The organism is Rathayibacter sp. AY1E3 (assembly GCF_002932235.1).
Classification (GTDB): domain Bacteria; phylum Actinomycetota; class Actinomycetes; order Actinomycetales; family Microbacteriaceae; genus Rathayibacter.
Genome location: NZ_PSVN01000005.1, coordinates 37,144 through 59,512 on the forward strand (window position 1 = coordinate 37,144; position 22,369 = coordinate 59,512).

The window sequence follows — 22,369 nt, forward strand, 5'->3', positions numbered from 1 at the left end:
GAGACCGGCCCGGCGCCGCGCGAGTTGTCCACAGGCGGGGCGCCGGACGGGGGGGGTCAGACGGGGCGGTCGCCCGTGGGGGAGGAGCCGCGGTCGTCGTCGTCCGGCGAGCCGGCGTCGTCGGTCGTGTCCGGAGCGTCTCCGGAGGCGCCGTCGCCCTCGCGCGGCATCGTGCCGTTCAGCAGGTCCTCCAGCGCGCGGTCCATCTCGTCGGGCTCCGGGGTCTCGCCGCGGGCCTCGGCCGTGAGCCGGGCGACGAGCGCGCTCGGGTCGTCCAGGTCCTCTGAGCCGGGGAGCAGGTCGGGGTGCGACCAGAGGGAGTCGCGGGCCTCGGGCCCGACGGCGTCGGTCACGGCCTGCCACATCGCGGCGGCCTCACGGAGGCGGCGCGGGCGCAGCTCCAGGCCGACGAGGGTCGCGAAGGCGGATTCGGCCGGCCCGCCGGAGGCGCGGCGGCGGCGGACCGTCTCGGCGATCGCCCCGGCGCTGGGCAGGCGGGTGGTCGCCGCCGCGGTGACGACGTCGACCCATCCCTCGATGAGGGCGAGGACGGTCTCGAGGCGGCCGTGCGCGGCGAGCTGCTCCTCCGTCTTCGGCGGGATGAGCGCGCCGGAGGTCATCGCGTCGCGGAGCTCCTCGGGGTTCGACGGGTCGAAGCCCTCGGCCAGCTCCTCGAGGCGGGTGGTGTCGATGCTGATCCCGCGCGCGAAGTCGGTGATCTGCGAGATGAGGGCGAGACGGAGCCACTTGCCGTGCCGGAAGAGGCGGGCATGCGCGAGCTCGCGGACCGCCAGGTACAGCTGCACCTGGTCCAGCGGGATGTCGAGGCCCTCGCCGAACGCGGCGACGTTCTGCGGCAGGATCGCCGCGTCGTTCTCCTCCAGCAGCGGGATGCCGATGTCGCCGCCCGAGACGACCTCGGCGGCGAGCTGCCCGACGACCTGGCCCAGCTGCAGGGCGAACAGGGTGCCGCCGATCCCGCGCATCATGCCCTCGGCACCGGCGATCATCGCCTGCATCTCCTCCGGGGCCTGCTCGCGGAGCACGCGGGTCAGCGCGTCCGAGATGCTCAGCGCCACCGGCTCGGCGAGCTGGGTCCAGACCGGCATCGTCAGGGAGATCCACTCGAGGCGGCTGATCGAGCGCGGCGTGCGGCTCAGCTCGGAGACGTACGCGACCTCGTCGAGCCAGAGCGCGGCGACGCCGAAGGCCGCGTCGATCGGAGCCCGCACGGAGTCGGACACCGGCGCGGACTCGGCGCGCGCGAGCTGCTTCGCCTGCTCGAGCGAGAGCGTCCAGTTGACGCCGCCGTCGCCGTTCTGCTGCATCGCGCTCTGCAGCTGCGAGAGCAGGTTCTGCAGGGCCACCGGGTCGTTCGGCAGGCCTGCCGCTCCGGCGAGCTGCGAGGGGTCGACCGGGCCGTTCCCCGAGAGGAACTGCCGCAGCATCTCCCGGAACTCGTCCTCGGAGCCGCCGCCCGCTCGGTCCGCACTGTCGCCATCGGCCATCGGGATCAGCCCTCCGTCGCTCACCTGAATCCGGTCGCCGCACCGCCTCCGCGGCCCTGCACAGGGCGCCGGTTCCGGCGCGACTCCCAGTCGTGCAAGCTACGTTAGCCCGAGCGCCCGGGGCCTCGGCGTGCAGAGCACCGCTCGGGCCCAGCCCGCTTCCGCCCGCCGCGAACATCCCGGCGGAGCCGCTCCACCCGTTGCCAGAAAGGCCCCCGTGTCGCTGTTCTCCGACGACCCGCGCCCCTCCTCCTCCCCGCGCCGCCCGTGGGTCGGACCGGTCGTCCTCCTCTCGGGTGTCGCCGTCGTGGTCGGTCTGGGCGTCGCGCCCGCCCCCTACGTGATCGAGCAGCCCGGCCCCGTGTTCGACACCCTGGGCAGCAGCAAGGACGTGCCCCTCATCTCGATCCCGGACCGCACCACCTATCCCACGGCCGGCACGCTCGACATGCTCACCGTGTCGGTCGTCGGCAACCCGCAGAGCCTGCCCACCTGGGTCGAGGTCGCGAGCGCCTGGTTCGACAGGACCAAGGCGGTCGTCCCGGTCGACGCGATCTTCCCTCCCTCCTCCACGGTCGAGGAGCGCGACGAGGCGAACCAGGCCGAGATGACCGACTCCCAGCAGGAGGCGATCGCCGCCGCGCTCACCGAGCTCGGCTACCCCGTCGAGCAGCGCGTCTCGGTCGTGCAGGTGCCCGAGGGTTCCCCGGCCGAGGGCGTCCTGGAGGCGGGGGACGAGATCCTCGCGGTCGCGGGCACCCCGGTCGCCGACGCGACCGCCCTGCGCGCGACCCTGCAGACCCTCGGCACCGGCTCCCCGGTGCAGGTCAGCATCGAGCGCGAGGGCGTCCGGCAGGAGGTGGAGGTCACGCCGCGCGACTCGAACGGCGCCGCCGTCATCGGCGTCCTCCCCGGAGCGGCCTTCGACTTCCCGTTCGAGGTCGACATCCAGCTGGACGACGTGGGCGGGCCGAGCGCGGGCATGATGTTCGCCCTCGGGATCATCGACAAGCTCACCGAGGGCGAGCTCAACGGCGGGCGGAGCGTCGCCGGGACCGGCACGATCGACGCGGCCGGCGAGGTCGGCGCCATCGGCGGGATCCGCCAGAAGCTCTACGGGGCGGAGGGCGCCGGAGCCGAGTACTTCCTCGCCCCCGCGACCAACTGCAACGAGGTCGTCGGCCACGTCCCCGACGGGCTCGACGTGCTCGCGGTCTCGACCCTCGACGACGCCCTCGCCGCACTGAAGGGCATCGCCGCGGGCGACACCTCCGGGCTGCCGGACTGCAGCACCGCCGCTCCCCTCGACTGATCCCGCCCGCCGACCCCGGGTCGACGCCCAGGTGAGCCGGACAGCCGTCGCATAGCATGGGTGGCCTCCCCTCACATCTCGACAGCAAGAGGCCCTCACGTGAGTTCCACAGCAACCGAAACCCCGCCGCGGAAGAGACGGAGCGTCCTCGCCGTCACTGTCGTGGTGGTGGCCGTCCTGGTGGTGGCGTTCTTCGTCTTCGCCGGTCTGTACACCGACATCCTCTGGTACGACCAGCTCGGCTTCCTCTCCGTGCTCACGACGCAGTGGGCGGCGGCGGGCGGTCTCTTCGTCATCGGCTTCGTCGCCATGGCGGTGCCGGTGTTCATCAGCCTGATGCTGGCTTACCGCCTCCGGCCGGTCTACGCGAAGCTCAACTCGCAGATCGACCGCTACCAGCAGGTCGTGGAGCCGTTGCGGCGCCTGGCCACCTTCGGGATCCCCGCGGTGCTCGGCCTCTTCGCCGGCGTCTCCTCCGCCACCCGCTGGCAGACGAGCCTCACCTTCTGGAACCGCACGCCCTCGGGCACCACGGATCCGCAGTTCGGCCTCGACACGTCGTTCTACCTCTTCGAGCTGCCCTTCTACCAGAGCATCGTCGGCTTCGCGTCGGCGGTCCTGCTGATCTCGGCGTTCGCGACCCTCGCCACCGGCTACCTCTACGGAGCGATCCGGGTGAACGGCCGCGAGATCCGCATCTCGAAGGCCTCGCGCATCCAGCTGGCGGTCATCGCCGCCCTCTACCTCGCCGTGCAGGCGGTCAGCCTCTGGCTCGACCAGTACGCGACGCTCGCGCAGCAGGGGCCCCGCATCACCGGCGCCACCTACTCCACCGTCAACGCGACGATCCCGGGCCTGCAGATCCTGGCCGGCATCGCGGCGCTGGTCGCGATCCTCTTCGTCGTCACCGCCTTCATCGGCCGCTGGCGCTTCCCGGTCATCGGCACCGCGCTGCTGATCGTGTCGAGCCTGCTCGTCGGCTCCCTCTACCCGTGGATCGTGCAGAAGTTCCAGGTCGAGCCCAACGAGCGCACGCTCGAGCAGCCCTTCATCCAGAACAACATCGACATGACCCGCCAGGCCTACGGCGTCAGCGACGTCGACGTCATCCCCTACGACGCGACCACGGACGCGGAGCCGGGCGCCCTGCGCTCGGACGCCGAGACCACCGCGAACATCCGCATCCTCGACCCCGCCGTCGTCACCGACGCGTTCTCGCAGCTGCAGCAGTTCCGCCAGTACTACAAGTTCGGCGACACGCAGAACGCGCTCGACGTCGACCGCTACTCCATCGACGGATCGACGCAGGACGCCGTGGTCGGCGTCCGCGAGCTGAACCTCAACGGCCTCGGCACCAACCAGACCTGGTACAACCAGACGCTGGTCTACACCCACGGCTACGGCCTGGTCGCCGCGTACGGCAACCAGCGCTCGGCCGACGGAGAGCCGGTGTTCATCGAGTCCGGTGTCCCGACGACGGGCGACCTCGGCGACTACGAGCCGCGGATCTACTTCGGCGAGAACTCCCCGCCGTACTCGATCGTGGGCGGCAACGACTCGCGCGACATCGAGCTCGACTACCCCTCGGGCACCGACGGCGCGCAGCAGACCTACACGACCTTCGACGGCGAGGGCGGCCCCGCTCTCGACAACGTCTTCAAGAAGCTCGTCTACGCGATCAAGTTCCAGTCCGAGCAGATCTTCCTCTCGGACGGCGTGAACGACGACTCGCAGATCCTCTACGACCGCGATCCCGTGCAGCGCGTCCAGAAGGTCGCGCCGTACCTCAAGCTCGACTCCGACGCCTACCCGACCGTCGTCGATGGCCGCGTGAAGTGGGTCGTCGACGGGTACACCACCTCGGCCGACTACCCGTACTCGGAGGTGCAGAGCCTCTCGCAGGCGATCGCCGACACGAACACGCAGCAGCAGTTCCCGACCGACGACGTCAACTACATCCGCAACTCGGTGAAGGCGACCGTCGACGCGTACGACGGCAGCGTCACGCTCTACGCGTGGGACACCGAGGACCCGATCCTGCAGACCTGGCAGAAGATCTTCCCGACCACGGTGAAGCCCGTGAGCGACATGTCGGGCGAGCTGCTCAGCCACGTCCGGTACCCGGAGGACCTCTTCAAGGTCCAGCGCGCGGTCCTCGGCACCTACCACGTCACCGACGCGGGCTCCTTCTACTCCCGCGAGGACGCCTGGGCGACGCCGAACGACCCGACGAGCGGAGCCGCGACCACGGCCGCCGCGACCGGCACCAGCCTGCAGCCTCCGTACTACCTGACGCTGCAGACGCCGGATCAGGACGTGCCGTCGTACTCGCTCTACTCGACGTACATCCCGGCGAGCGTCCAGGGCGCGCAGGCCAGCCGCAACGTGCTGACCGGCTACCTCGTGGCCGACTCCGACGCCGGCTCGACGGCGGGCTCCGTGGCCGACGGCTACGGCACGCTCCGCCTGCTCGAGCTGCCGAAGGACGACACGGTGCCCGGCCCCGGCCAGGTGCAGAACGCGTTCACCACCGACCCGACGGTCGCGAACGAGCTGAACATCCTCTCCCGCGGCGACACCACCGTCACGAGGGGCAACCTGCTCACGCTGCCGGTCGGCGGCGGCCTGCTCTACGTCCAGCCGATCTACGTGCGCTCCAACGGAGACACGAGCTTCCCGCTCCTGCAGAAGGTGCTGGTCGCGTTCGGTGACGACATCGCCTTCGAGGACACCCTCGACGCGGCCCTCGACAGCCTCTTCGGCGGCGACTCGGGAGCCGACGCGGGCGACACCGGCACGCCGACGACTCCGGACGCCGGCACCGGCACCTCGGGCGGCGACACCGGAGGCGACGCGGGCGGCACGACCGGCGGCACCGGCTCCACGCCGGCCACGGGCGACCAGACGGCGCTGCAGCAGGCGCTGAACGACGCGCGGGACGCCCTCACGGCTCGCGAGAACGCCCTCAAGGCGGGCGACCTCACCGCCTTCGCGGCGGCGGACGAGCAGCTGACCGAGGCGCTCTCGCGGGCGCTGCAGGCCGAGGGCGGCCAGTAGCCCGCATGGTGCAGGTCGACCGCGGCGAGCACCTCCGCTCGGGGGAGTGGCTCGAGCTGAACCGCAGGTACTGGGAGGAGCGCACCGGCGAGGGTGCGCTCCACCCGGAGCTCGTCACCGCGGCGCTCCTCGACCCCGGTCCGAGGATCCTCCAGCTCGGCTCGGGCGACGGGCTCGACGCGCTCGAGCTCGCCGAGCGCGGCGCCCGCGTGGTGGGCGTCGACTTCTCGATGCCCGCCGTGCGCCGAGCACGCGCCGGCGCCGCGGACAGGGACCTCGCCGGCTCCGCCCGCTTCGTCTGCGCGAACCTCTACGAGCTGCGGCACATGCTGCCGGAGCCCGACTCGTTCGACGTCGTGCTCTGCAGCGCCGGCGTCGTCTCGTGGCTCCCCGACCTGGAGGAGTGGGCGCGGCTGGTGGAGTGGTTCGTCGCCCCCGGCGGCGCGGTGCTCGTCGCCCCGTCGTCGTCCGCTCCCGTCGGCGCCGACGTCCGCACCTGGTCGCGCACCTCGTCCGAGCTCGCAGCCGCCCTGACGGCGGTCGGGCTGAGCGTGGACGGGAGCGCCGTGCTGCGCGCCGCCAAGCCCGCCTGAGTCCGGAGCCCGCTCCCACCGCCGCGTCGATTTGCATCGGCGCCGGAACGCGTGTAATGTCTCTTCTTGTGCCGCGGGGTGGAGCAGTTCGGTAGCTCGCTGGGCTCATAACCCAGAGGTCGTAGGTTCAAATCCTGCCCCCGCAACAAGAAAGCGAAAGCCGGTCCTGAGAAGGGCCGGCTTTCGTCGTTAACACGGGTCGCGGACGTGCTTCCCGCGGCTGACAGTGCGCGGGCCGAGACCTCAGTCGCCCTCGATCACGCTCAGCACGTTGCCCGCCGGATCGCGGAACCAGCAGATCGTCGGCCCGTGGCCGCGCATCACTCCGTCCGCATCGGTCGGCAGCGACGGGTCGTCGTAGATCGCCGTGGTGACGCCTGCCGCGTGCAGCTCGGCGACCGCCGCGTCGACGTCCTCCACCGAGAAGTTCAGGATCGTGAACGACGCCGGCTCGTGGTCCGGCTTCGGGTACGCGATCGCGCGGCCTCCGCCCGGCAGCCGGATGTCGAGGATCCCCATCGCGTTCAGCTCGACCTCGAGCCCGAGCACTCCGCCGTAGAAGGCCCGCGCCGCCTCCACGTCGTCCACGCTGAAGCCGCTGAAGGCCCTCTCGCTCCGGATCATCGCCGTCCTCCGTCCCGCGGCCGCACCGTCGCGCCCGCTCCGCTCCGGACGCTACTCCGGTCGCCCGTCCGCGTCACCGTCGGATCCGCCCGCGGCGCCGCCGACCGCGAGCCGGTCTCGCGCGACCCGCATCCGCGGACCGGCCTCCCGACGCTCCGCGCCGACGCGTGTGCCGGACCGGCCCGCACGTTAGGCTCGACCCCGATGCGAGGGGTGCTGCTGTGAGGGACGAACGCGGAGACGACGGCTCGAACGAGGGGCTCGGCGGCCGCCCGACCCGGCGGAGCCTGCGGCAGGCGCCGCACGCGCTGCCCGCGGCACGCGTCACCACTCCGGTCCTCACGCCCGTCCGCCCCGTGCGGCGCCGCCGGGGCCGTGTCTTCCGCGCGACCGTCAGCACGGTCGCCCTCGCCGCCATCGCGGGCCTCGTGGCGGTCTCCGCGCTCCCCGCCTACTCCTTCGACCCGGCACCCGATTCGCAGGCCGCCGTCGAGGCCGCCGCCCGCGTGCAGGCGCTCGGCAACCAGAAGCTCACCGTCGCGGCGACCGCGGTCCAGGAGCAGGTCATCCGCGACTCCTTCACCGCACCGACCCAGGCCCAGCTCGACGAGGCGGCCGCCCAGGCGCGCGCGCTCGCCGCCGCCGAGCAGGCCGCCCGCGACGCCGAGACCGCCCGCCTCGCCCAGGAGGCGCAGGCCGCGGCAGGCACGACCGGCGCGGACGGCGCCGCCGCGGGCAGCGGCGGCACCAGCACCTCGGTCACGCCCCGCGAGGAGGGCGACGACTACCCCTGGCGCGACCAGCTCACCGACGACCAGGGCGGCGGCCTCTCGCCGCTGCGGTACTACTACCGCGAGTGCGTCGACTTCGTCGCCTGGCGGATCAACCGCGACCAGGGCTCGACGAGCGCACCCTTCAAGTGGACCTGGGGCAACATGACCCCGGGCGGGGGCAGCGCCTACGCGTGGGCCGGCCAGTGGGCCTCCCACGGCTGGGTGACCAGCAGCATGCCCGTCCCCGGCGCGGTCGCCTGGTTCACCGGCAACCACGTCGCGTACGTGCAGGCCGTCAACTCCGACGGCACGGTCTCGCTCGAGGAGTACAACTGGGGCAACGACCACGCGTACCACAAGCGCACCATCCCGGCCTCCCAGGTCGCCCTCTTCCTCTACCCGCCGAGCTGATGACCGGCGCCGTCGGCATGGCCGTGGCGCAGTTCGCCCCCTCGACGGACCGGGAGGCGAACATCGCGACGATCGGGCGCCTGGCCCGGATCGCCGCCGAGCGCGGCGCGAGCATGGTGGTGCTGCCGGAGTACAGCTCCGCCTTCACCGATCCGCTCGGGCCCGAGCTGGTCGCGGCGGGCGAGGCGCTCGACGGCCCGTTCGTCACGGCTCTCGCGGCCCTCGCGCGCGAGCTCCGGATCCACCTCGTGGCGGGCATGGTCGAGGAGATGGACGGGCGCCGCATCGCGAACACGCTCGTCGCGCTCGACCCCGAGGGCGCGCTCGTGGCCCGCTACCGCAAGCTGCACCTGTACGACGCCTTCGGCCAGACCGAGTCGGAGTGGGTCGCCGCGGGGGAGATCGCCGCACCCGAGACGTTCGAGGTCGGCAGCCTCGTCGTCGGGCTGCAGACCTGCTACGACCTGCGCTTCCCGGAGGTCAGCCGCTGGCTGGTCGACGCCGGGGTCGACGTCATCGCGGCACCGGCCGAGTGGGTGCGCGGCCCGCTCAAGGAGGCGCACTGGCGGACGCTGGTCACCGCCCGCGCGCTCGAGAACACGGTGTACCTCGTCGCAGCCGACCAGACCCCGCCGATCGGGGTCGGCACGAGCATGATCGTCGATCCGATGGGCGTCGAGACCGTCACCCTCGGCGAGGTCGAGGATGTCGCCGTCGCCTGGGTCTCGCGCGAGCGGATCGACGCGGCGCGCGCGAAGAACCCCGCTCTGGCGCTGCGGCGCTTCCGGGTGCTGCCGCTCTGACCGCCGCCCCCGGCCCGACGGCGCCGGGCATCCGACCGAATCCGCTGAGGCCGGCTCCTCAGCGCCCCATGCGCGCGAGGCCCGCGACCGCGGTCTCCAGCACCTCGAACCGCTTGCAGAAGGCGAAGCGGACGAGCGAGCGGTAGGGAGCGGCGTCCTCGGGGCGGCAGAACGCCGACACGGGCACCGCCACCACTCCCGCGAGATCCGGGAGCGCCCGGCAGAGCTCGACCCCGTCGTCGTAGCCGAGCGGTGCCGCGTCCGCGACGACGAAGTAGCCGCCCGAGGAGGGCGCGACGCCGAAGCCCGCAGCAGCCAGGCCCGCCGACAGCAGGTCCTTCTTGGCCGCAAGAGTCTGCGCCGCGCCGGTGAAGAAGGCGTCCGGGAGCCCGAGCCCGAGGGCGACGGCCCCCTGGAACGGCGAGCCGCTGACGTAGGTGAGGAACTGCTTCACGGCGAGGACGGCCGTGATCAGCTCGCGCGGGCCCGTCACCCAGCCGATCTTCCAGCCCGTGGTGCTGAAGGTCTTGCCCGCCGAGGAGACGGACAGCGTCCGCTCGAAGGCTCCGGGAAGGGAGGCCAGCGGGACGTGCGGGGTGTCGAAGCGCAGGTGCTCGTAGACCTCGTCCGTCAGGATCACGGCGTCGTGCCGCTCGGCGAGCCGCACGATCAGCTCGCGGGTCTCGGCCGGGAGGACGGCACCGGTCGGGTTGTGCGGGTCGTTCACCAGGATGACGCGCGTGCGGTCGCTCACTGCGGCGGTCAGCTCGTCGTGGTCGACCGCGAAGGAGGGGCCGCGCAGGAGCACGGTGCGATGCACCCCTCCGGCGAGGGCGATCAGGGCTCCGTAGGCGTCGTAGTGGGGCGTGAAGGTGACGACCTCGTCGCCCGGCTCGAGGAGGGCCAGCAGAGCCGCGGCCAGGGCCTCGGTGGCGCCCGTGGTGACGAGGACCTCGCCGTCGGGGTCGAGGGAGATCCCGGAGAAGCGCAGCCGGTGCGCGGCGATCGCCTCGCGCAGGACGGGGAAGCCGGGACCCGGCGGGTACTGGTTGAGCCCGGACGCGATGGCGTCGCGCGCGGCGTCGAGGATCTCGCGCGGGCCGTCCTCGTCCGGGAAGCCCTGGCCGAGGTTCACCGCTCCGGTGCGCAGGGCGAGCGCGCTCATCTCGCTGAAGACGGTGGCGGCGACCTCGCCACAGGGGCCGAGGAGGCCGGCGCCCGCCGCGGCGCGCGACCAGGATCCGGGAATGCTCACGTGCCCAGTGTGCCCGCTCGAGCAGTCCGGCCGGTTTCATTTCCCGCTCGCAGGCCCGTCATAAGAAACCCCCAGGTACGATCGCCAAGCTATCCCCGCTTGGAAGGAGCAGCACCCATGACCGAGAGTCACGAGGGTCCTCGTCAGCCGGAGGAACCCACCACGCCGACGGAGTCCGGCGCCCGAGAGGCGACCGAGCGCACCCCCGGCGAGAGCTCCGGAGCGTCGTCCTCGACCACCGGGCCCACCGAGCCGATCCACCGGGGCGGAGCGCACCGCGAGAGCGAGAACCCGACCGTCCCCTACCCCTCCTCCTCGGCCCCCCAGCCGCCGTACACGCCGAACGCGACGGCCGGCAACGAGGCGCAGCCCGTCTCCCAGCCCGCCCGCTACGGGCAGTACGCGCCGCCCGCCGCGAACACCCTGCACGGCTCCGAGGAGCCGCCCTCCTCGAGCCCCTTCGGCCCGGGCGCCGAGTACACCCCCGCCCCCACCGCCACGAAGCGCCGAGCCGGAGTGGGCGTCGTCGCGGCGCTCGCCATCGGCGCGGTCGTGGGCGGAGTCGCGGGAGCCGGCGTGTTCGGCCTCTGGTCCGCCTCCAACGGCGGCGGGACCCGCGTGGTCTCCGCCGGCGGCTCGCAGACGATCACGGTCAACAACGCCGAGGACGCGACGACCGCCACCGCGGTCGCCGCCAAGGCCACTCCGAGCGTCGTCACCATCGCGGTGAGCGGCAGCTCGTCCGCCGGCACAGGCTCCGGCATCGTGCTCTCGAAGGACGGCTACGTCCTGACCAACACCCACGTGGTCACCCTCGACGGCGAGATCGCGAACGGCACCGTCTCGGTCACCACCAGCGACGGCCGGATCTTCGACGCGACCGTCGTCGGCACCGACCCGACCCTCGACCTCGCCGTCATCAAGCTGACCGGCGCGACCGACCTCAGCCCGATGACGTTCGCGGACTCCACCAAGATCAACGTCGGCGACACGGCGGTCGCCATCGGCGCCCCGCTCGGCCTCTCCGGAACCGTGACCGACGGCATCGTCAGCGCGCTCAACCGCAGCATCCAGGTCGCCTCCTCGGCGGCTCCGGACGACTCGGGCGACAGCTCGAGCGGCGGCACCGAGAGCCCGTTCAACTTCGACATCCCGGGCCAGCAGGCGCCGACCCAGGCGAAGAGCACCATCTCGCTGCCCGTCATCCAGACCGACGCGGCGATCAACCCGGGCAACTCCGGTGGCGCGCTGCTCGACAGCGACGGCGAGCTGATCGGCGTGAACGTCGCGATCGCGAGCGCCGGCCAGTCGTCCTCGAGCGGCCAGTCCGGCAACATCGGAGTCGGATTCGCGATCCCCAGCGCGATCGCCGAGCGCATCGCGAAGGAGATCATCGCGAACGGCTCCGCCTCGCACGGCCTGCTCGGCGCGAGCGTCTCCGACTCGACCGCGGACGTCCTCGGCGCCCGCATCGAGGAGGTCTCCGGAGGGGGTGCCGCGCAGGCGGCAGGTCTCGCCAAGGGCGACATCATCACCGCGATCGACAGCACTCCGATCACGAGCGCGTCCGACCTCACCGCGCAGGTCCGCGCGCAGGCCGCGAACGCCGCGGTCGAGCTGACCTACGTCCGCAACGGCCAGAGCTACCAGGCGAAGGCGACGCTCGGCCAGATGGCCGCCGGCTGACCCTCCGCCGCCGCGCACAGCCCCTCGAGGATCCGTCCCCGGGGGGCTGTGCGCCGCCGCCGCGCACAGCCCCTCGAGGATCCGTCCCCGGGGGGCTTTTCCGCGTCCGGGCCCGGCCCGGGGCGCGGCGCTCCCCGCTGGTAGGGTGGTGGATCCCTGCGCCCGCGCTCCTCCCGCACGAACTGGACCCATGCAGCACGAGATCCCGGAAGACGACCTCTCCGACCTGCCCGGCGTCTCCTACGTCATGCCCGTCCTCAACGAGGTCGCCCACGTGCGCGCCGCGGTCGACTCGCTGCTGCACCAGGACTACACCGGCCCCTTCGACGTCGTCCTCGCCGTCGCCCCGAGCATCGACGGCACGGAGCAGCTCGTCGCCGAGCTGAGCGCGGCCGACCCGCGGATCCGCGTCGTGCCGAACGAGGTCGGCTCCACTCCTGCGGGCCTCAACGCCGCGATCCGCGCCTCGCGCCACCCAGTCGTCGTCCGGGTCGACGCGCACTCCGTCCTGCCGCCCGAGTACGCGCGCACGGCGGTCGAGGCGCTGCAGCGCTCCGGAGCGGCGAACGTCGGCGGAGTGATGGCGGCGGAGGGCCTCACCCCGTTCCAGCGCGCGGTCGCCCGGGCCTACGGCTCCCGCATCGGGCTGGGCGGCACGCCCCACCACGTGGGAGGCGAGGAGGGCCCGGCCGACACGGTGTACCTCGGCGTCTTCCGCCGCTCCGCCCTCGAGCGCGCCGGCCTGTTCGACGAGCGCTTCAAGCGCGGGCAGGACTGGGAGCTGAACCGGCGGCTGCGCGAGCGCGGCGAGGTCGTCTGGTTCACTCCGCGCCTCACCGTCACCTACCGGCCGCGGCCCTCGATGCGCGCGCTGCTCCGGCAGTTCCTCTCGACCGGGATGTGGCGCGGCGAGCTCACCCGGATGTTCCCGGCCTCGCGGTCGCTGCGCTACTTCGCTCCGCCCGTGCTCGTCGCGATGCTCGCGATCGGGCTGCTCGTCGGGCTGGCGGGAGTCGTCCAGGCGCTCGCCGGAGCCGCGCCCTGGCTCCTGCTCGGGTTCGCGGTGCCCGCCGCCTACCTCCTCCTGGTGGCGGCGGCCACTCTCGTGGTCGCGCGGCCGGACGGCGCGCGTGCGATGCTGTGGTTCGCCGTGGTCATCCCGGCGGTCCACGTGGCCTGGGGGACCGGCTTCGTGCTCGGCTTCGCCGGGCTGACCAGCAACATCTCCGCCCACCGCCACCAGCCGCGGTCCGACTCGCCGAGGGGCGCATGACCACGACGACGAGACCCCGCTCCATCGCCGAGCTGCGCGCCGTCGCGCAGCCCCCGGAGGTGCGCGGGCGCCGCAACGCCGAGCACTGGACGGCGTCGCTCTACCTGCGCCGCTTCTCGCCCTACCTGACCTGGCTGCTGCTGAAGACCTCGATCTCGGCGAACGGCGTCACCGGGCTGATGATCCTGGTCGGCTGGAGCGCGGCGGCAGCCCTCCTGATCCCGGGGATCGCCGGAGCGGCGCTGGCGCTGCTCCTCGGCCAGCTGCAGATGCTGGTGGACTGCTGCGACGGCGAGGTCGCGCGCTGGCGCCGCACGTCCTCGCCGGCGGGCGTGTTCCTCGACAAGGTCGGGCACTACACGACCGAGGCGCTGATCCCGATCGCGCTCGGGCTGCGGGCGGCGGGCGTCCCGTTCGAGGCGCCGGCGGACTTCCTCTGGACGACGATCGGCTTCGCCCTGGCCCTGGTGATCGTCCTCAACAAGGCGCTCAACGACATGGTGCACGTGGCGCGCGCGAACGCCGGTCTCACGAAGCTGGCCGACACGAAGGGCGAGGCGGTGCCGTCCTCGTCCGGGCTGGCGGGGCTTCGCCGCGCGGCCCGCTTCCTGCCCTTCCACCGCCTCTACCACTCCGTCGAGCTGACGATGCTGGCCTTCGCGACCGCCCTCGTGGGCCTCGTCGTCGGAGCGGGCACGGCCGACCGGGTCCTCGTCGGGGCGCTGCTGCCGCTCGCCCTCCTCGCCCTGGTCGGCCACTTCGTCGCGATCATGGCGTCCAAGCGTGTCCGCTCCTGAGCCGCGGGTCGGCGTCGTCGTCCTGACGCAGGGGACCCGGCCCGACGACCTCGCCGCGGGGCTGGCCGGCGTCCTCGCGCAGGAGGGCGTCGAGCTGGACGTCGTCTGCGTCGGCAACGGCTGGGAGCCGGACGGCCTGCCCGAGGGAGTGCGCGCCCTGGCGCTCCCCGAGAACCTCGGCATCCCGGCGGGCCGGAACGCCGGAGTCGACGCCGTCGCGGGGGAGTACCTCTTCTTCCTCGACGACGACGCCCGGATCCCGTCCCCCCGCTTCCTCGTCGACGCGGTCGCGCTGCTCGCCTCGAACCGCCGCATCGGCCTGGTGCAGCCCCGCGTCGACAGCACGGACGGCACGCCGAGCCCGCGGCGCTGGATCCCGCGGATCCTCAAGGGCGACCCCCGCCGCTCCGGCCCCGTCTTCTCGGTCTGGGAGGGAGCGGTCGTGCTGCGGCGCGACGTGTTCGCCCGGACGGGCGGCTGGGCGGCTCCGTTCTTCTACGCCCACGAGGGCATCGAGCTGGCCTGGCGGGTCTGGGACACGGGTCGCACCGCCTGGTACGCGGGAGAGCTCGTCGCCCAGCACCCGGTCATCCAGCCGACCCGTCACGCCGACTACTACCGGCTGAACGCGCGCAACCGCGTCTGGCTCGCCCGCCGCAATCTCGCCGCACCTCTGGCGCTCGTCTACGTGGGGTCCTGGACCGCGATCCAGTGCCTCCGCTGGCGTCGCGACCCGGCCGCCCTGCGCGCCTGGTTCGCCGGCTGGCGGGAGGGATGGCGCTCGGATCCGGGCGGCCGGCGCGTCCTCTCGGCCCGCACGGTGCTCCGGATGGCGTTCGCCGGGCGTCCGCCGATCGTCTAGCATCGGGGAATCCGCCCCCGCCGGGGCCCCCGAAAGGACGACGGTGTTCGATTCGACCCAGCTCTCCCCGCCCGAGCGCGCCGAGGCGGAGGCGACCCCTGCCGGACCGGACCTCCTCACGACGGTCCGCGAGCGCCTCGGCGCCGTCGACGACGAGTTCTCCGGCCGCCTCGACGAGCACCTCCCGCGCCTGGTCGATCTGCTCGCCACGGTGTACGCCGGCCGCGACGACCTCGAGGACCAGCTCGTCGCGATCGTCGAGCTCGCCGCCGCCTCCTGGGAGGAGCGGCCCGAGGAGCTCCGCGCGCTCGACCGCGCCCGCGAGCAGCACCCGACCTGGTTCCTCTCGAACAAGGCTCTGGGCGGGGTCTGCTACGTCGACCGCTACGCGGGCGACCTCGAGGGGCTGCGCGCCGAGATCCCGTACTTCCGCGAGATCGGCCTGAACTACCTGCACCTGATGCCGCTCTTCGATGCGCCCGAGGGCGAGTCGGACGGGGGCTACGCGGTCTCGAGCTACCGGCGCGTGCGACCGGGCCTCGGCGACATGGAGCAGCTCCGCGGGCTGGCCTCCGAGCTGCGCGAGCAGGGCATCGCACTCGTGGTCGACTTCGTCTTCAACCACACCTCGAACGAGCACGAGTGGGCGCAGCGCGCGCTCGCCGGCGAGCAGCGCTTCGAGGACTACTACTGGATCTACCCGGACCGGGAGCAGCCCGACGCCTTCGAGCGCACGACCCGCGAGATCTTCCCGGACGACCATCCCGGCTCCTTCGTGCAGCTGGAGGACGGGCGCTGGGTCTGGGCCACGTTCCACCGCTACCAGTGGGACCTCAACTACTCCAACCCCGAGGTGTTCCGGGCGATGGCGGGAGAGATGCTCTTCCTCGCCAATCAGGGCGTCGACGCCCTGAGGATGGACGCGGTCGCGTTCATCTGGAAGGAGCTCGGCACCACCTGCGAGTCGCAGCCGCAGGCGCACCTGCTGCTGCGCGCGTTCAACGAGGTCTGCCGCCTGGCCGCTCCGGCGCTGCTGTTCAAGTCCGAGGCGATCGTGCACCCCGACGAGGTGATCGAGTACATCGACGTCGAGGAGTGCCAGCTCTCGTACAACCCGCTGCAGATGGCGCTCACCTGGGAGGCGCTCGCCACCCGCGACGTCCGTCTCCTCTCGCAGGCCCTCGAGCGCCGGCACGCCCTCCCCGAGGGCACGGCCTGGGTCAACTACGTGCGCGGGCACGACGACATCGGCTGGACCTTCGCCGACGAGGACGCCGCCGAGCTCGGGATCGACGCGGCCGGCCACCGCCGGTTCCTCAACGACTTCTACACGGACCGGTTCGACGGCACGTTCGCCCGCGGAGTGCCGTTCCAGGAGAATCCGCGCACCGGCGACCGCCGCGTCTCGGGCACCACCGCGTCCCTCGCCGGAGTGGAGGCGGGCGACGCCTACGGGATCGACCGCGTGCTGCTCGCGCACTCGATCGCCCTGAGCACCGGCGGGCTGCCGCTGCTCTACCTCGGCGACGAGGTCGGCCAGCTCAACGACCACGGCTACCTCGACGACCCGACGACGGCCGGCGACTCGCGCTGGGTGAACCGGCCGCGCCGCCCCGCGGAGCGCTACGACGAGCGCGAGGTCCCGGGGACGGCCGCGAGCGAGGTCTTCGGCGGGCTGCTGCACCTCATCGCCGTGCGCAAGGCCGTGCCGATGTTCGCGGGCACCGAGCTGAGCGTCTTCGACCCGGTCAACGACCATGTGCTCGGCTACCAGCGCCCCGGCGACGGGGAGTCGGTGCTCGTGCTCGCGAACGTGTCGGACGAGGTCCAGGAGGTCGCGGCCGAGCGGTTCGTCGGGTTCGCCGCGGAGGCGGTCGACCTGGTCACCGAGATCGCGGTCGACCTGCGCGAGGGCTTCCGTCTCGCTCCGCTGCAGTTCGTCTGGCTGAGGGTGACCCCGGCCTGATCGGCCCGCGCGACGCCCCCGGCGCGGGGGCCGTCGCCGGTACCCTGGGGCGGATGACTCCCGCTCCCCGTGCCCTGATCGCCCGCCTCCGCACCGACGCGCGACTCGCGCGCAAGGTGGGCGGCGAGCTGCTCGCGGCTCGCCGGGCCCGCCACGCGGTGACCCGGCTGCTCGCGGAGCGCGGGCCGCTGCCCGAGGGCCGGTTCGAGGTCGGCGTCTACTTCGCCGACGGCGACATCAACCTGTACCAGCTGCGGCAGTGGTACCGGCCGCTGGCCGAGCTGGCTGAGACGCACCCGGTCGTGCTGCTCAGCCGCAACGCCGGCGCCGCGGAGGTGCTGCTGCGCGAGAGCCCGGTCCCCGTCGCCTACGTCCGCTCCGTCGCCGACCTCGAGAGCACCATCGCGAGCCAGCCGCTGCGGATCGTGCTCTACGTCAACCAGAACGCCCGCAACTTCCAGATGATGCGCTACGGGCGCCGCTGGCACGTCTTCGTCAACCACGGCGAGAGCGACAAGATGTACATGACGACGAACCAGTTCAAGGCGTACGACTACAGCATGATCGCCGGGGACGCCGCCCTCGCCCGGCTGCGCCGCGTGCTCTGGGACTACGACTTCGACAGGCGCGCCCTCGCCATCGGCCGTCCTCAGGCGGACCACTTCGCCGGCGCCGTGCCGTTCACGCCCGACGAGCGCCGCGTGGTGCTCTACGCGCCGACCTGGGAGGGCGACCGCCCCGCCGCGGGCTACGGCTCGATCCGGAGCCACGGCACAGCCCTCGTGCGCGGGCTCCTGGCCGACCCGCGGTTCCGGCTCGTCTACCGCCCGCATCCCCGCAGCGGCGCGGTCGACTCCGACTACGCCGCGGCCGACCGGGCGATCGTCGCGATGATCGCCGCCGCCAACGCGGCCGATCCGCGCGCCGGTCACGTGCACGACACCGGCGCCGAGCTCGGCTGGCAGCTCGCCGCCGCCGACCTCGCGATCCTCGACGTGTCGGCGATGGTCTACGACCGGCTGGCCACGGGGCGCCCGCTGCTGGTCACCCGGCCCGTCAGCGCCGAGGCCGAGGTCGACGAGAGCGGCTACCTCGGCGACGCGGAGTGGCTGCACGCCGAGGACGCCTCCGCGATCATCGCGCGGATCGACAGCGCCGAGCACGATCCGGAGTCGGTCGAGCGGCTGGAGCGCTGGGTGCACCGCTACTTCGGCGACACGTCGCCCGGAGCGGCCACGCGGCGCTTCCACGAGGCGATCGAGCACCTGCTCACCGAGTGGGAGCGGCACGCCGCTCTGCACCGGGGCGACGGCGCGGTCGACGACCACGATCCGGAGGGCTGAGCGGGCGGGAGCACCGCTCGAACGGCCGCGTCAAGGGTGGGCCGGTCGCCGGGCGGCCTCCCGGTGCCCCGCTACGCTCGTCCCATGATGACCCCGCGCGCCTTCGCCCGCTCCCGCCGGCGCCGGTCGGCATCCGCCCAGCCCGCGGTCGAGCCGGACATCGTGGTCTCCGCCGACCCGGAGAAGCCGGTCTTCACGATCCGCTCCTTCCGCATCGGCCTGTTCGGCGCGCTCGGCGTGCTGGTGGCGCTCGTCCTGGGCGGCCTCGTCGTGCAGCTGGGCACGGTGCTGACCTACATCTTCGTGGCGCTGTTCTTCGCGCTCGGCCTCGATCCGCTGGTCTCCTGGCTCGAGAGCAAGCGCCTGCCGAGGCCGCTCGCGATCACAGCGGTCTTCGCCGCGGTGGTGCTGATCTTCGCCGGCCTGCTGGTCTACATCATCCCGATCCTGGTCGAGCAGCTGACGATGTTCGTCACGAGCGCCCCGCAGATCGTCACCGACATCGCCTCGCAGCAGTGGGTGCTCGACCTCGAGCAGCAGCTGCGCGGCGTGATCGACATCGACGAGCTGATCGAGAGCGTCCAGAGCTTCATCGGCAACCCCAACAACCTGCTCTCGCTCGGCGGCGGACTGATCGCGGTCGGGACCGGGATCGCCAGCGGCGTGACCGGCGCCGTCATCGTGCTGATCCTGACGCTGTACTTCCTCGCGTCGCTGCGCTCGATGAAGACCGTCGCCTACCGCTTCGCCCCCGCCTCGCACCGCGCGAAGGCGCACGAGGTCGGCGACGAGATCACCGGCGCCGTGGGCCGCTACGTGGTCGGCCAGGTCTCACTCGCCGGCGTGAACGGCGTGCTCACGTTCATCCTGCTGCTCTCGATCGGCGCCCCGGTGCCGGCGCTGCTGGCCTGCGTCGCGTTCCTCGGCTCCCTGATCCCGCTGGTCGGCACGCTCTCGGGCGCCGTGATCATCTCGCTCGCCTGCCTCCTGGCCTCGCCGCTGACCGCGCTGGTCGCCGCGATCTACTACCTCGTCTACATGCAGGTCGAGGCGTACCTCCTCAGCCCCCGCATCATGAACAAGGCCGTCTCGGTCCCCGGTGCGGTCGTCGTGATCGCGGCGGTGGCGGGCGGCACCATCGCGGGCGTGCTCGGCGCCCTGGTCGCGATCCCGGTCGCGGCCTCGGTGATCATCGTCGTGCAGAAGGTCGTCTTCCCCCGTCAGGACGCCAAGTAGCGGACCGCACCGCGACGGCCGGTCCGCTCAGCGCCAGGGCGGCACCGCGCCGTCGACCGCAGCGCTGAAGCGGCGGACCGACTCCGGGACCGCGACGCCCTCCTCCGCCGGCACCGGCGCGAGCGTGCGGGTGACCAGCGGCACGACGCCCGCCCAGACCCCGGCCTCCGGCTCGTCGCCGGCTCCGTGCGCGCGCACCTTCAGGCTCGCCTCGGCCAGGGGGAGGCGCAGCACCAGCGTCGCCGCGATCTCGCGGGCGGTGCTCGCTCGCACCTCCTCGTCACGCCCCGGGAGGAGGCGTGCCACCAGCAGATCGAGGGCCCGCGCCTTCTCCTCGCCCTCCAGCACCTCGGCCCGGCCGATCACCATCGCCGAGCGGTAGTTCATCGAGCTGTCGAAGGTGGAGCGGGCGACGACCAGTCCGTCGACCAGCGTGACCGAGGCGGTGAGGAGCGAGTGCCGCGCCGCCTCCCGCAGCAGTCCTCCGCCGCTCGACCCGTGCAGCAGGAGGGAGTCGCCGTCGCGGGCGAAGAGGATCGGCAGCACGATCGCGGCGCCGTCCCGCACGACGGCGACGTGGGCGACGAGCGCCTCGTCGAGCAGGGCGTGCAGCTCGGCGGGATCGGTGCGCTGGCGGTCGCGGAGACGGGAGACGCGGGTGCGGTCGGTGACGGGGAGGCTGTCCATGTCGGAATCGTCCCGCGCCGACTGGATCTGCCAGGATGCCACTGGGCCGCGATCGGAGTGGTCCAGAGCGGAGCGGTCGATGGCGTCGGGCGATCTGGAGATCCCGCTCCTCCTCGGGCCGTCGCCGCGCGGCTCGGTCCGCGCCGGGCTCGCCGAGGCGCTGCGCCAGGCGGTGCTGGACGGGCGCTACCGGGCGGGCGATCCGATCCCGTCGAGCCGCGTGCTCGCCGAGCGGCTCGGCGTCTCGCGGGGCTCCGTCGTCGCCGCGGTGGATCAGCTGGTGGGGGAGGGCTACCTCGTCGCCCACCCGCGCGCAGCGGTGACGGTCGCCTCCGACGGACTGCTGGCGCCGGCGCCGCAGGAGCCGCGGCCAGAGTCCCGGGAGACCGTCGTCCCGCCCGCCGCGGCGGACCTGAGGCCGGGCCGGCCGGACACCCGCGCCCTCGACACCCCGGAGTGGCGGGCCGCCTGGCGCCTGGCGCTCGCCTCGCCGCCCTCGGCGCCTCCTCGGGGTTCCGGGGACCCGGCCCTGCGGGAGCAGATCGCCGAGCAGCTGCGCCGGTCCCGCGGCGTCGACGTGCAGGCGTCGGACGTGGTGGTGACCAGCGGCACCGCGGGCGCCGTCGCGCTCCTGGCCCGCGCCGCCTCGGCCTCGCTCGGACGCGAGGTGCGCGTCGCCGTCGAGGACCCCGGCTACCCGGCCGTCCGGCGCCGCCTGCGCGCCGACGGGCACGAGGTCGTCGGCGTCCCGGTGCGCGGCGACGGCATCGACCTCGACGCTCTCGCGAGCTCCGGCGCGGACGTGGTCGTCGTGACTCCGTCGCACCAGTACCCGACCGGAGGCAGGCTCGCCCTCGCCGAGCGCCTGGAGCTGGTGCGCCGCGCGTCGGCCGGCCCTCTGCTCGTGGTGGAGGACGACTACGACAGCGAGTTCCGCTACGTCGGCGCCCCGCTGCCCGCGCTCGCCTCGCTCGACTCCGGCGGCGGAGTCGCCCATGTCGGGTCGTTCTCGAAGACCGTCTCGCCATGGCTCCGCATCGCCTACCTGGCCGTTCCGCGGGCGTCCTCGCTGCGCACGGCGCTGGCCGGCCTCGACGACGAGAAGGACGCCTCCGCCTCGGGTCCGACGCAGGCGGCGCTCGCGCAGTTCATGGCGAGCGGGGCGTTCCGGAGGCATCTCACGCGCTCGAGACGGCGCTACGCCCACCGCCGTGAGCTGGTCCACGCCTTCGGGGAGTCGGTGCCGTGGGGGCGCGCGAGCGGACTCGACGGGGGTCTGCACGTCGTCCTCTCCCTGCCCGCGCCTCTGGACGCGCACGCCGTCGCGGCCGCGCTGCTCCGGGAGGGACTGCTCGTCGCCACTCTGCACGAGTACGCCCTGTCGGAACGGGCTGCGACCGAGGCGCTGGTCCTCGGCTACGGCCATGTCGGCGACCTCGAGCTCGCTGCGGCGCTGGACCTCGTCGACCGGACCGTCCGCGCGCTCGCCGCCGGGGCCGTCCGTGGTATCCCTGGAGGATGACCCGCGACTCCGCCCTGCACATCACCGACGATCCCGACGCCGACGCGCTGCTCAGCCGCGACCCGCTGGCCCTGCTGATCGGGATGCTCCTCGACCAGCAGGTCGCGATGGAGACGGCCTTCTCCGGGCCCCGCAAGATCGAGGAGCGCCTCGAGGCGGAGGGCGCCTCCTTCGACGCCGCGTCGATCGCGGGCTTCGACGAGGACGCGTTCTCGGAGCTCTGCCGGACTCCGCCCGCGATCCACCGCTACCCGGCGAGCATGGCGGGGCGCGTGCAGGTCCTCTGCCGCGCTCTGGTCGACGACTGGGACGGCGACGCCGCGGCGGTCTGGACGCGCGACGAGCCCGACGGCCGCACGGTCCTCGCGCGTCTGAAGGCGCTGCCCGGCTTCGGCGAGCAGAAGGCGCGGATCTTCCTCGCCCTGCTCGGCAAGCAGCGCGGATTCTCGGGGGAGGGCTGGCGCTCGGCCGCGGGCGCCTACGGAGAGGAGGGCGCCTTCCGCTCGGTCGCCGACATCGTCTCTCCGGAGTCGCTGACGAAGGTCCGCGCCACCAAGCAGGCCGCGAAGGCCGCCGCCAAGGCGGAGAAGTAGGGCCGGGGGCGGCGGCCGGATGGATCGAGCGCTCGACGACGGTCCCGGTCGCCGTCTCCGCAGTCGCA

At 73.1% G+C, this 22,369-nt stretch carries 18 protein-coding genes and 1 tRNA gene; 15 read left to right on the forward strand and 4 right to left on the reverse strand.

Annotated features, from left to right (window positions below; genetic code table 11):
* Positions 1-56: 56 nt before the first annotated feature.
* Positions 57-1,508, reverse strand: coding sequence for a zinc-dependent metalloprotease (locus C5C53_RS05565; RefSeq protein ID WP_104238192.1), 1,452 nt, complete (start codon positions 1,506-1,508; stop codon positions 57-59).
* 217 nt (positions 1,509-1,725) lie between these two features.
* On the opposite strand from C5C53_RS05565, the gene C5C53_RS05570 reads away from it, so the two are divergent.
* The 4 genes from C5C53_RS05570 to C5C53_RS05585 all read left to right on the forward strand — a co-directional run bounded on the left by C5C53_RS05570 (position 1,726) and on the right by C5C53_RS05585 (position 6,616).
* The gene (locus C5C53_RS05570; protein ID WP_104233183.1) at positions 1,726-2,820 is read left to right on the forward strand and encodes a PDZ domain-containing protein; all 1,095 of its coding nucleotides are present in this window, start codon (positions 1,726-1,728) and stop codon (positions 2,818-2,820) included.
* Positions 2,821-2,919: 99 nt separating this feature from the next.
* Positions 2,920-5,877 carry a UPF0182 family protein gene (locus C5C53_RS05575; RefSeq protein WP_181027225.1) on the forward strand — a complete coding sequence of 986 codons (2,958 nt, stop codon included), beginning with the start codon at positions 2,920-2,922 and terminating at the stop codon, positions 5,875-5,877.
* Positions 5,878-5,882: 5 nt separating this feature from the next.
* The gene (locus tag C5C53_RS05580; protein WP_104267038.1) at positions 5,883-6,470 is read left to right on the forward strand and encodes a bifunctional 2-polyprenyl-6-hydroxyphenol methylase/3-demethylubiquinol 3-O-methyltransferase UbiG; all 588 of its coding nucleotides are present in this window, start codon (positions 5,883-5,885) and stop codon (positions 6,468-6,470) included.
* Between the two features lie 72 nt (positions 6,471-6,542).
* Positions 6,543-6,616: transfer RNA gene (locus C5C53_RS05585), tRNA-Met, on the forward strand.
* A gap of 97 nt (positions 6,617-6,713) precedes the next feature.
* On the opposite strand, the gene C5C53_RS05590 is transcribed toward C5C53_RS05585, so the two are convergent.
* Positions 6,714-7,094 (reverse strand): VOC family protein, encoded by a 381-nt coding sequence (locus C5C53_RS05590; protein WP_104226951.1) that lies wholly within the window; start codon positions 7,092-7,094, stop codon positions 6,714-6,716.
* Positions 7,095-7,315: 221 nt separating this feature from the next.
* On the opposite strand from C5C53_RS05590, the gene C5C53_RS05595 reads away from it, so the two are divergent.
* Both C5C53_RS05595 and C5C53_RS05600 read left to right on the forward strand, forming a co-directional pair.
* Entirely contained in the window at positions 7,316-8,278 is a 963-nt protein-coding gene (locus C5C53_RS05595) for a CHAP domain-containing protein (RefSeq protein ID WP_104267039.1), read from the forward strand.
* Entirely contained in the window at positions 8,278-9,081 is an 804-nt protein-coding gene (locus tag C5C53_RS05600) for a carbon-nitrogen hydrolase family protein (protein WP_104267040.1), read from the forward strand. Before C5C53_RS05595 ends, C5C53_RS05600 begins: the two co-directional genes overlap by 1 nt.
* Before the next feature lie 58 nt (positions 9,082-9,139).
* Here the strand turns inward: C5C53_RS05600 and C5C53_RS05605 are convergent, their stop codons facing one another.
* Complete coding sequence (locus C5C53_RS05605) at positions 9,140-10,336, reverse strand: aminotransferase class I/II-fold pyridoxal phosphate-dependent enzyme (RefSeq protein ID WP_104267041.1); 1,197 nt, start codon at positions 10,334-10,336, stop codon at positions 9,140-9,142.
* A 117-nt stretch (positions 10,337-10,453) separates the two neighbouring features.
* Here C5C53_RS05605 and C5C53_RS05610 point away from each other — a divergent pair, with 117 nt between their 5' ends.
* The 7 genes from C5C53_RS05610 to C5C53_RS05640 all read left to right on the forward strand — a co-directional run bounded on the left by C5C53_RS05610 (position 10,454) and on the right by C5C53_RS05640 (position 19,499).
* A complete protein-coding gene (locus C5C53_RS05610) occupies positions 10,454-12,022 on the forward strand; it encodes a S1C family serine protease (RefSeq protein WP_104250126.1) in 1,569 nt (522 codons plus the stop codon).
* Positions 12,023-12,212: 190 nt separating this feature from the next.
* Positions 12,213-13,295: a glycosyltransferase family 2 protein gene (locus C5C53_RS05615; protein ID WP_181027226.1), complete on the forward strand. Its 1,083-nt coding sequence runs from the start codon at positions 12,213-12,215 to the stop codon at positions 13,293-13,295.
* The gene (locus tag C5C53_RS05620) at positions 13,292-14,092 is read left to right on the forward strand and encodes a CDP-alcohol phosphatidyltransferase family protein (protein ID WP_104223579.1); all 801 of its coding nucleotides are present in this window, start codon (positions 13,292-13,294) and stop codon (positions 14,090-14,092) included. Before C5C53_RS05615 ends, C5C53_RS05620 begins: the two co-directional genes overlap by 4 nt.
* On the forward strand, positions 14,079-14,954 hold the full coding sequence (locus C5C53_RS05625) for a glycosyltransferase family 2 protein (protein ID WP_104223578.1): 876 nt from the start codon (positions 14,079-14,081) through the stop codon (positions 14,952-14,954). Before C5C53_RS05620 ends, C5C53_RS05625 begins: the two co-directional genes overlap by 14 nt.
* A 43-nt stretch (positions 14,955-14,997) precedes the next feature.
* The gene (locus tag C5C53_RS05630) at positions 14,998-16,920 is read left to right on the forward strand and encodes an amylosucrase (RefSeq protein ID WP_104267042.1); all 1,923 of its coding nucleotides are present in this window, start codon (positions 14,998-15,000) and stop codon (positions 16,918-16,920) included.
* A 53-nt stretch (positions 16,921-16,973) separates the two neighbouring features.
* A complete protein-coding gene (locus C5C53_RS05635; protein ID WP_258063239.1) occupies positions 16,974-18,263 on the forward strand; it encodes a hypothetical protein in 1,290 nt (429 codons plus the stop codon).
* Between the two features lie 84 nt (positions 18,264-18,347).
* Positions 18,348-19,499 (forward strand): AI-2E family transporter, encoded by a 1,152-nt coding sequence (locus tag C5C53_RS05640; RefSeq protein ID WP_258075377.1) that lies wholly within the window; start codon positions 18,348-18,350, stop codon positions 19,497-19,499.
* 27 nt (positions 19,500-19,526) lie between these two features.
* Here the strand turns inward: C5C53_RS05640 and C5C53_RS05645 are convergent, their stop codons facing one another.
* Positions 19,527-20,186, reverse strand: a complete 660-nt coding sequence (locus C5C53_RS05645) for a pyridoxamine 5'-phosphate oxidase family protein (protein ID WP_104233190.1) — start codon at positions 20,184-20,186, stop codon at positions 19,527-19,529.
* A 79-nt stretch (positions 20,187-20,265) separates the two neighbouring features.
* On the opposite strand from C5C53_RS05645, the gene C5C53_RS05650 reads away from it, so the two are divergent.
* Positions 20,266-21,708, forward strand: coding sequence for a PLP-dependent aminotransferase family protein (locus C5C53_RS05650; protein WP_181127720.1), 1,443 nt, complete (start codon positions 20,266-20,268; stop codon positions 21,706-21,708).
* Positions 21,705-22,301, forward strand: coding sequence for an HhH-GPD-type base excision DNA repair protein (locus tag C5C53_RS05655; protein WP_104223574.1), 597 nt, complete (start codon positions 21,705-21,707; stop codon positions 22,299-22,301). The genes C5C53_RS05650 and C5C53_RS05655 overlap by 4 nt, the downstream gene beginning before the upstream one ends.
* The last annotated feature ends 68 nt before the right edge of the window (positions 22,302-22,369 follow it).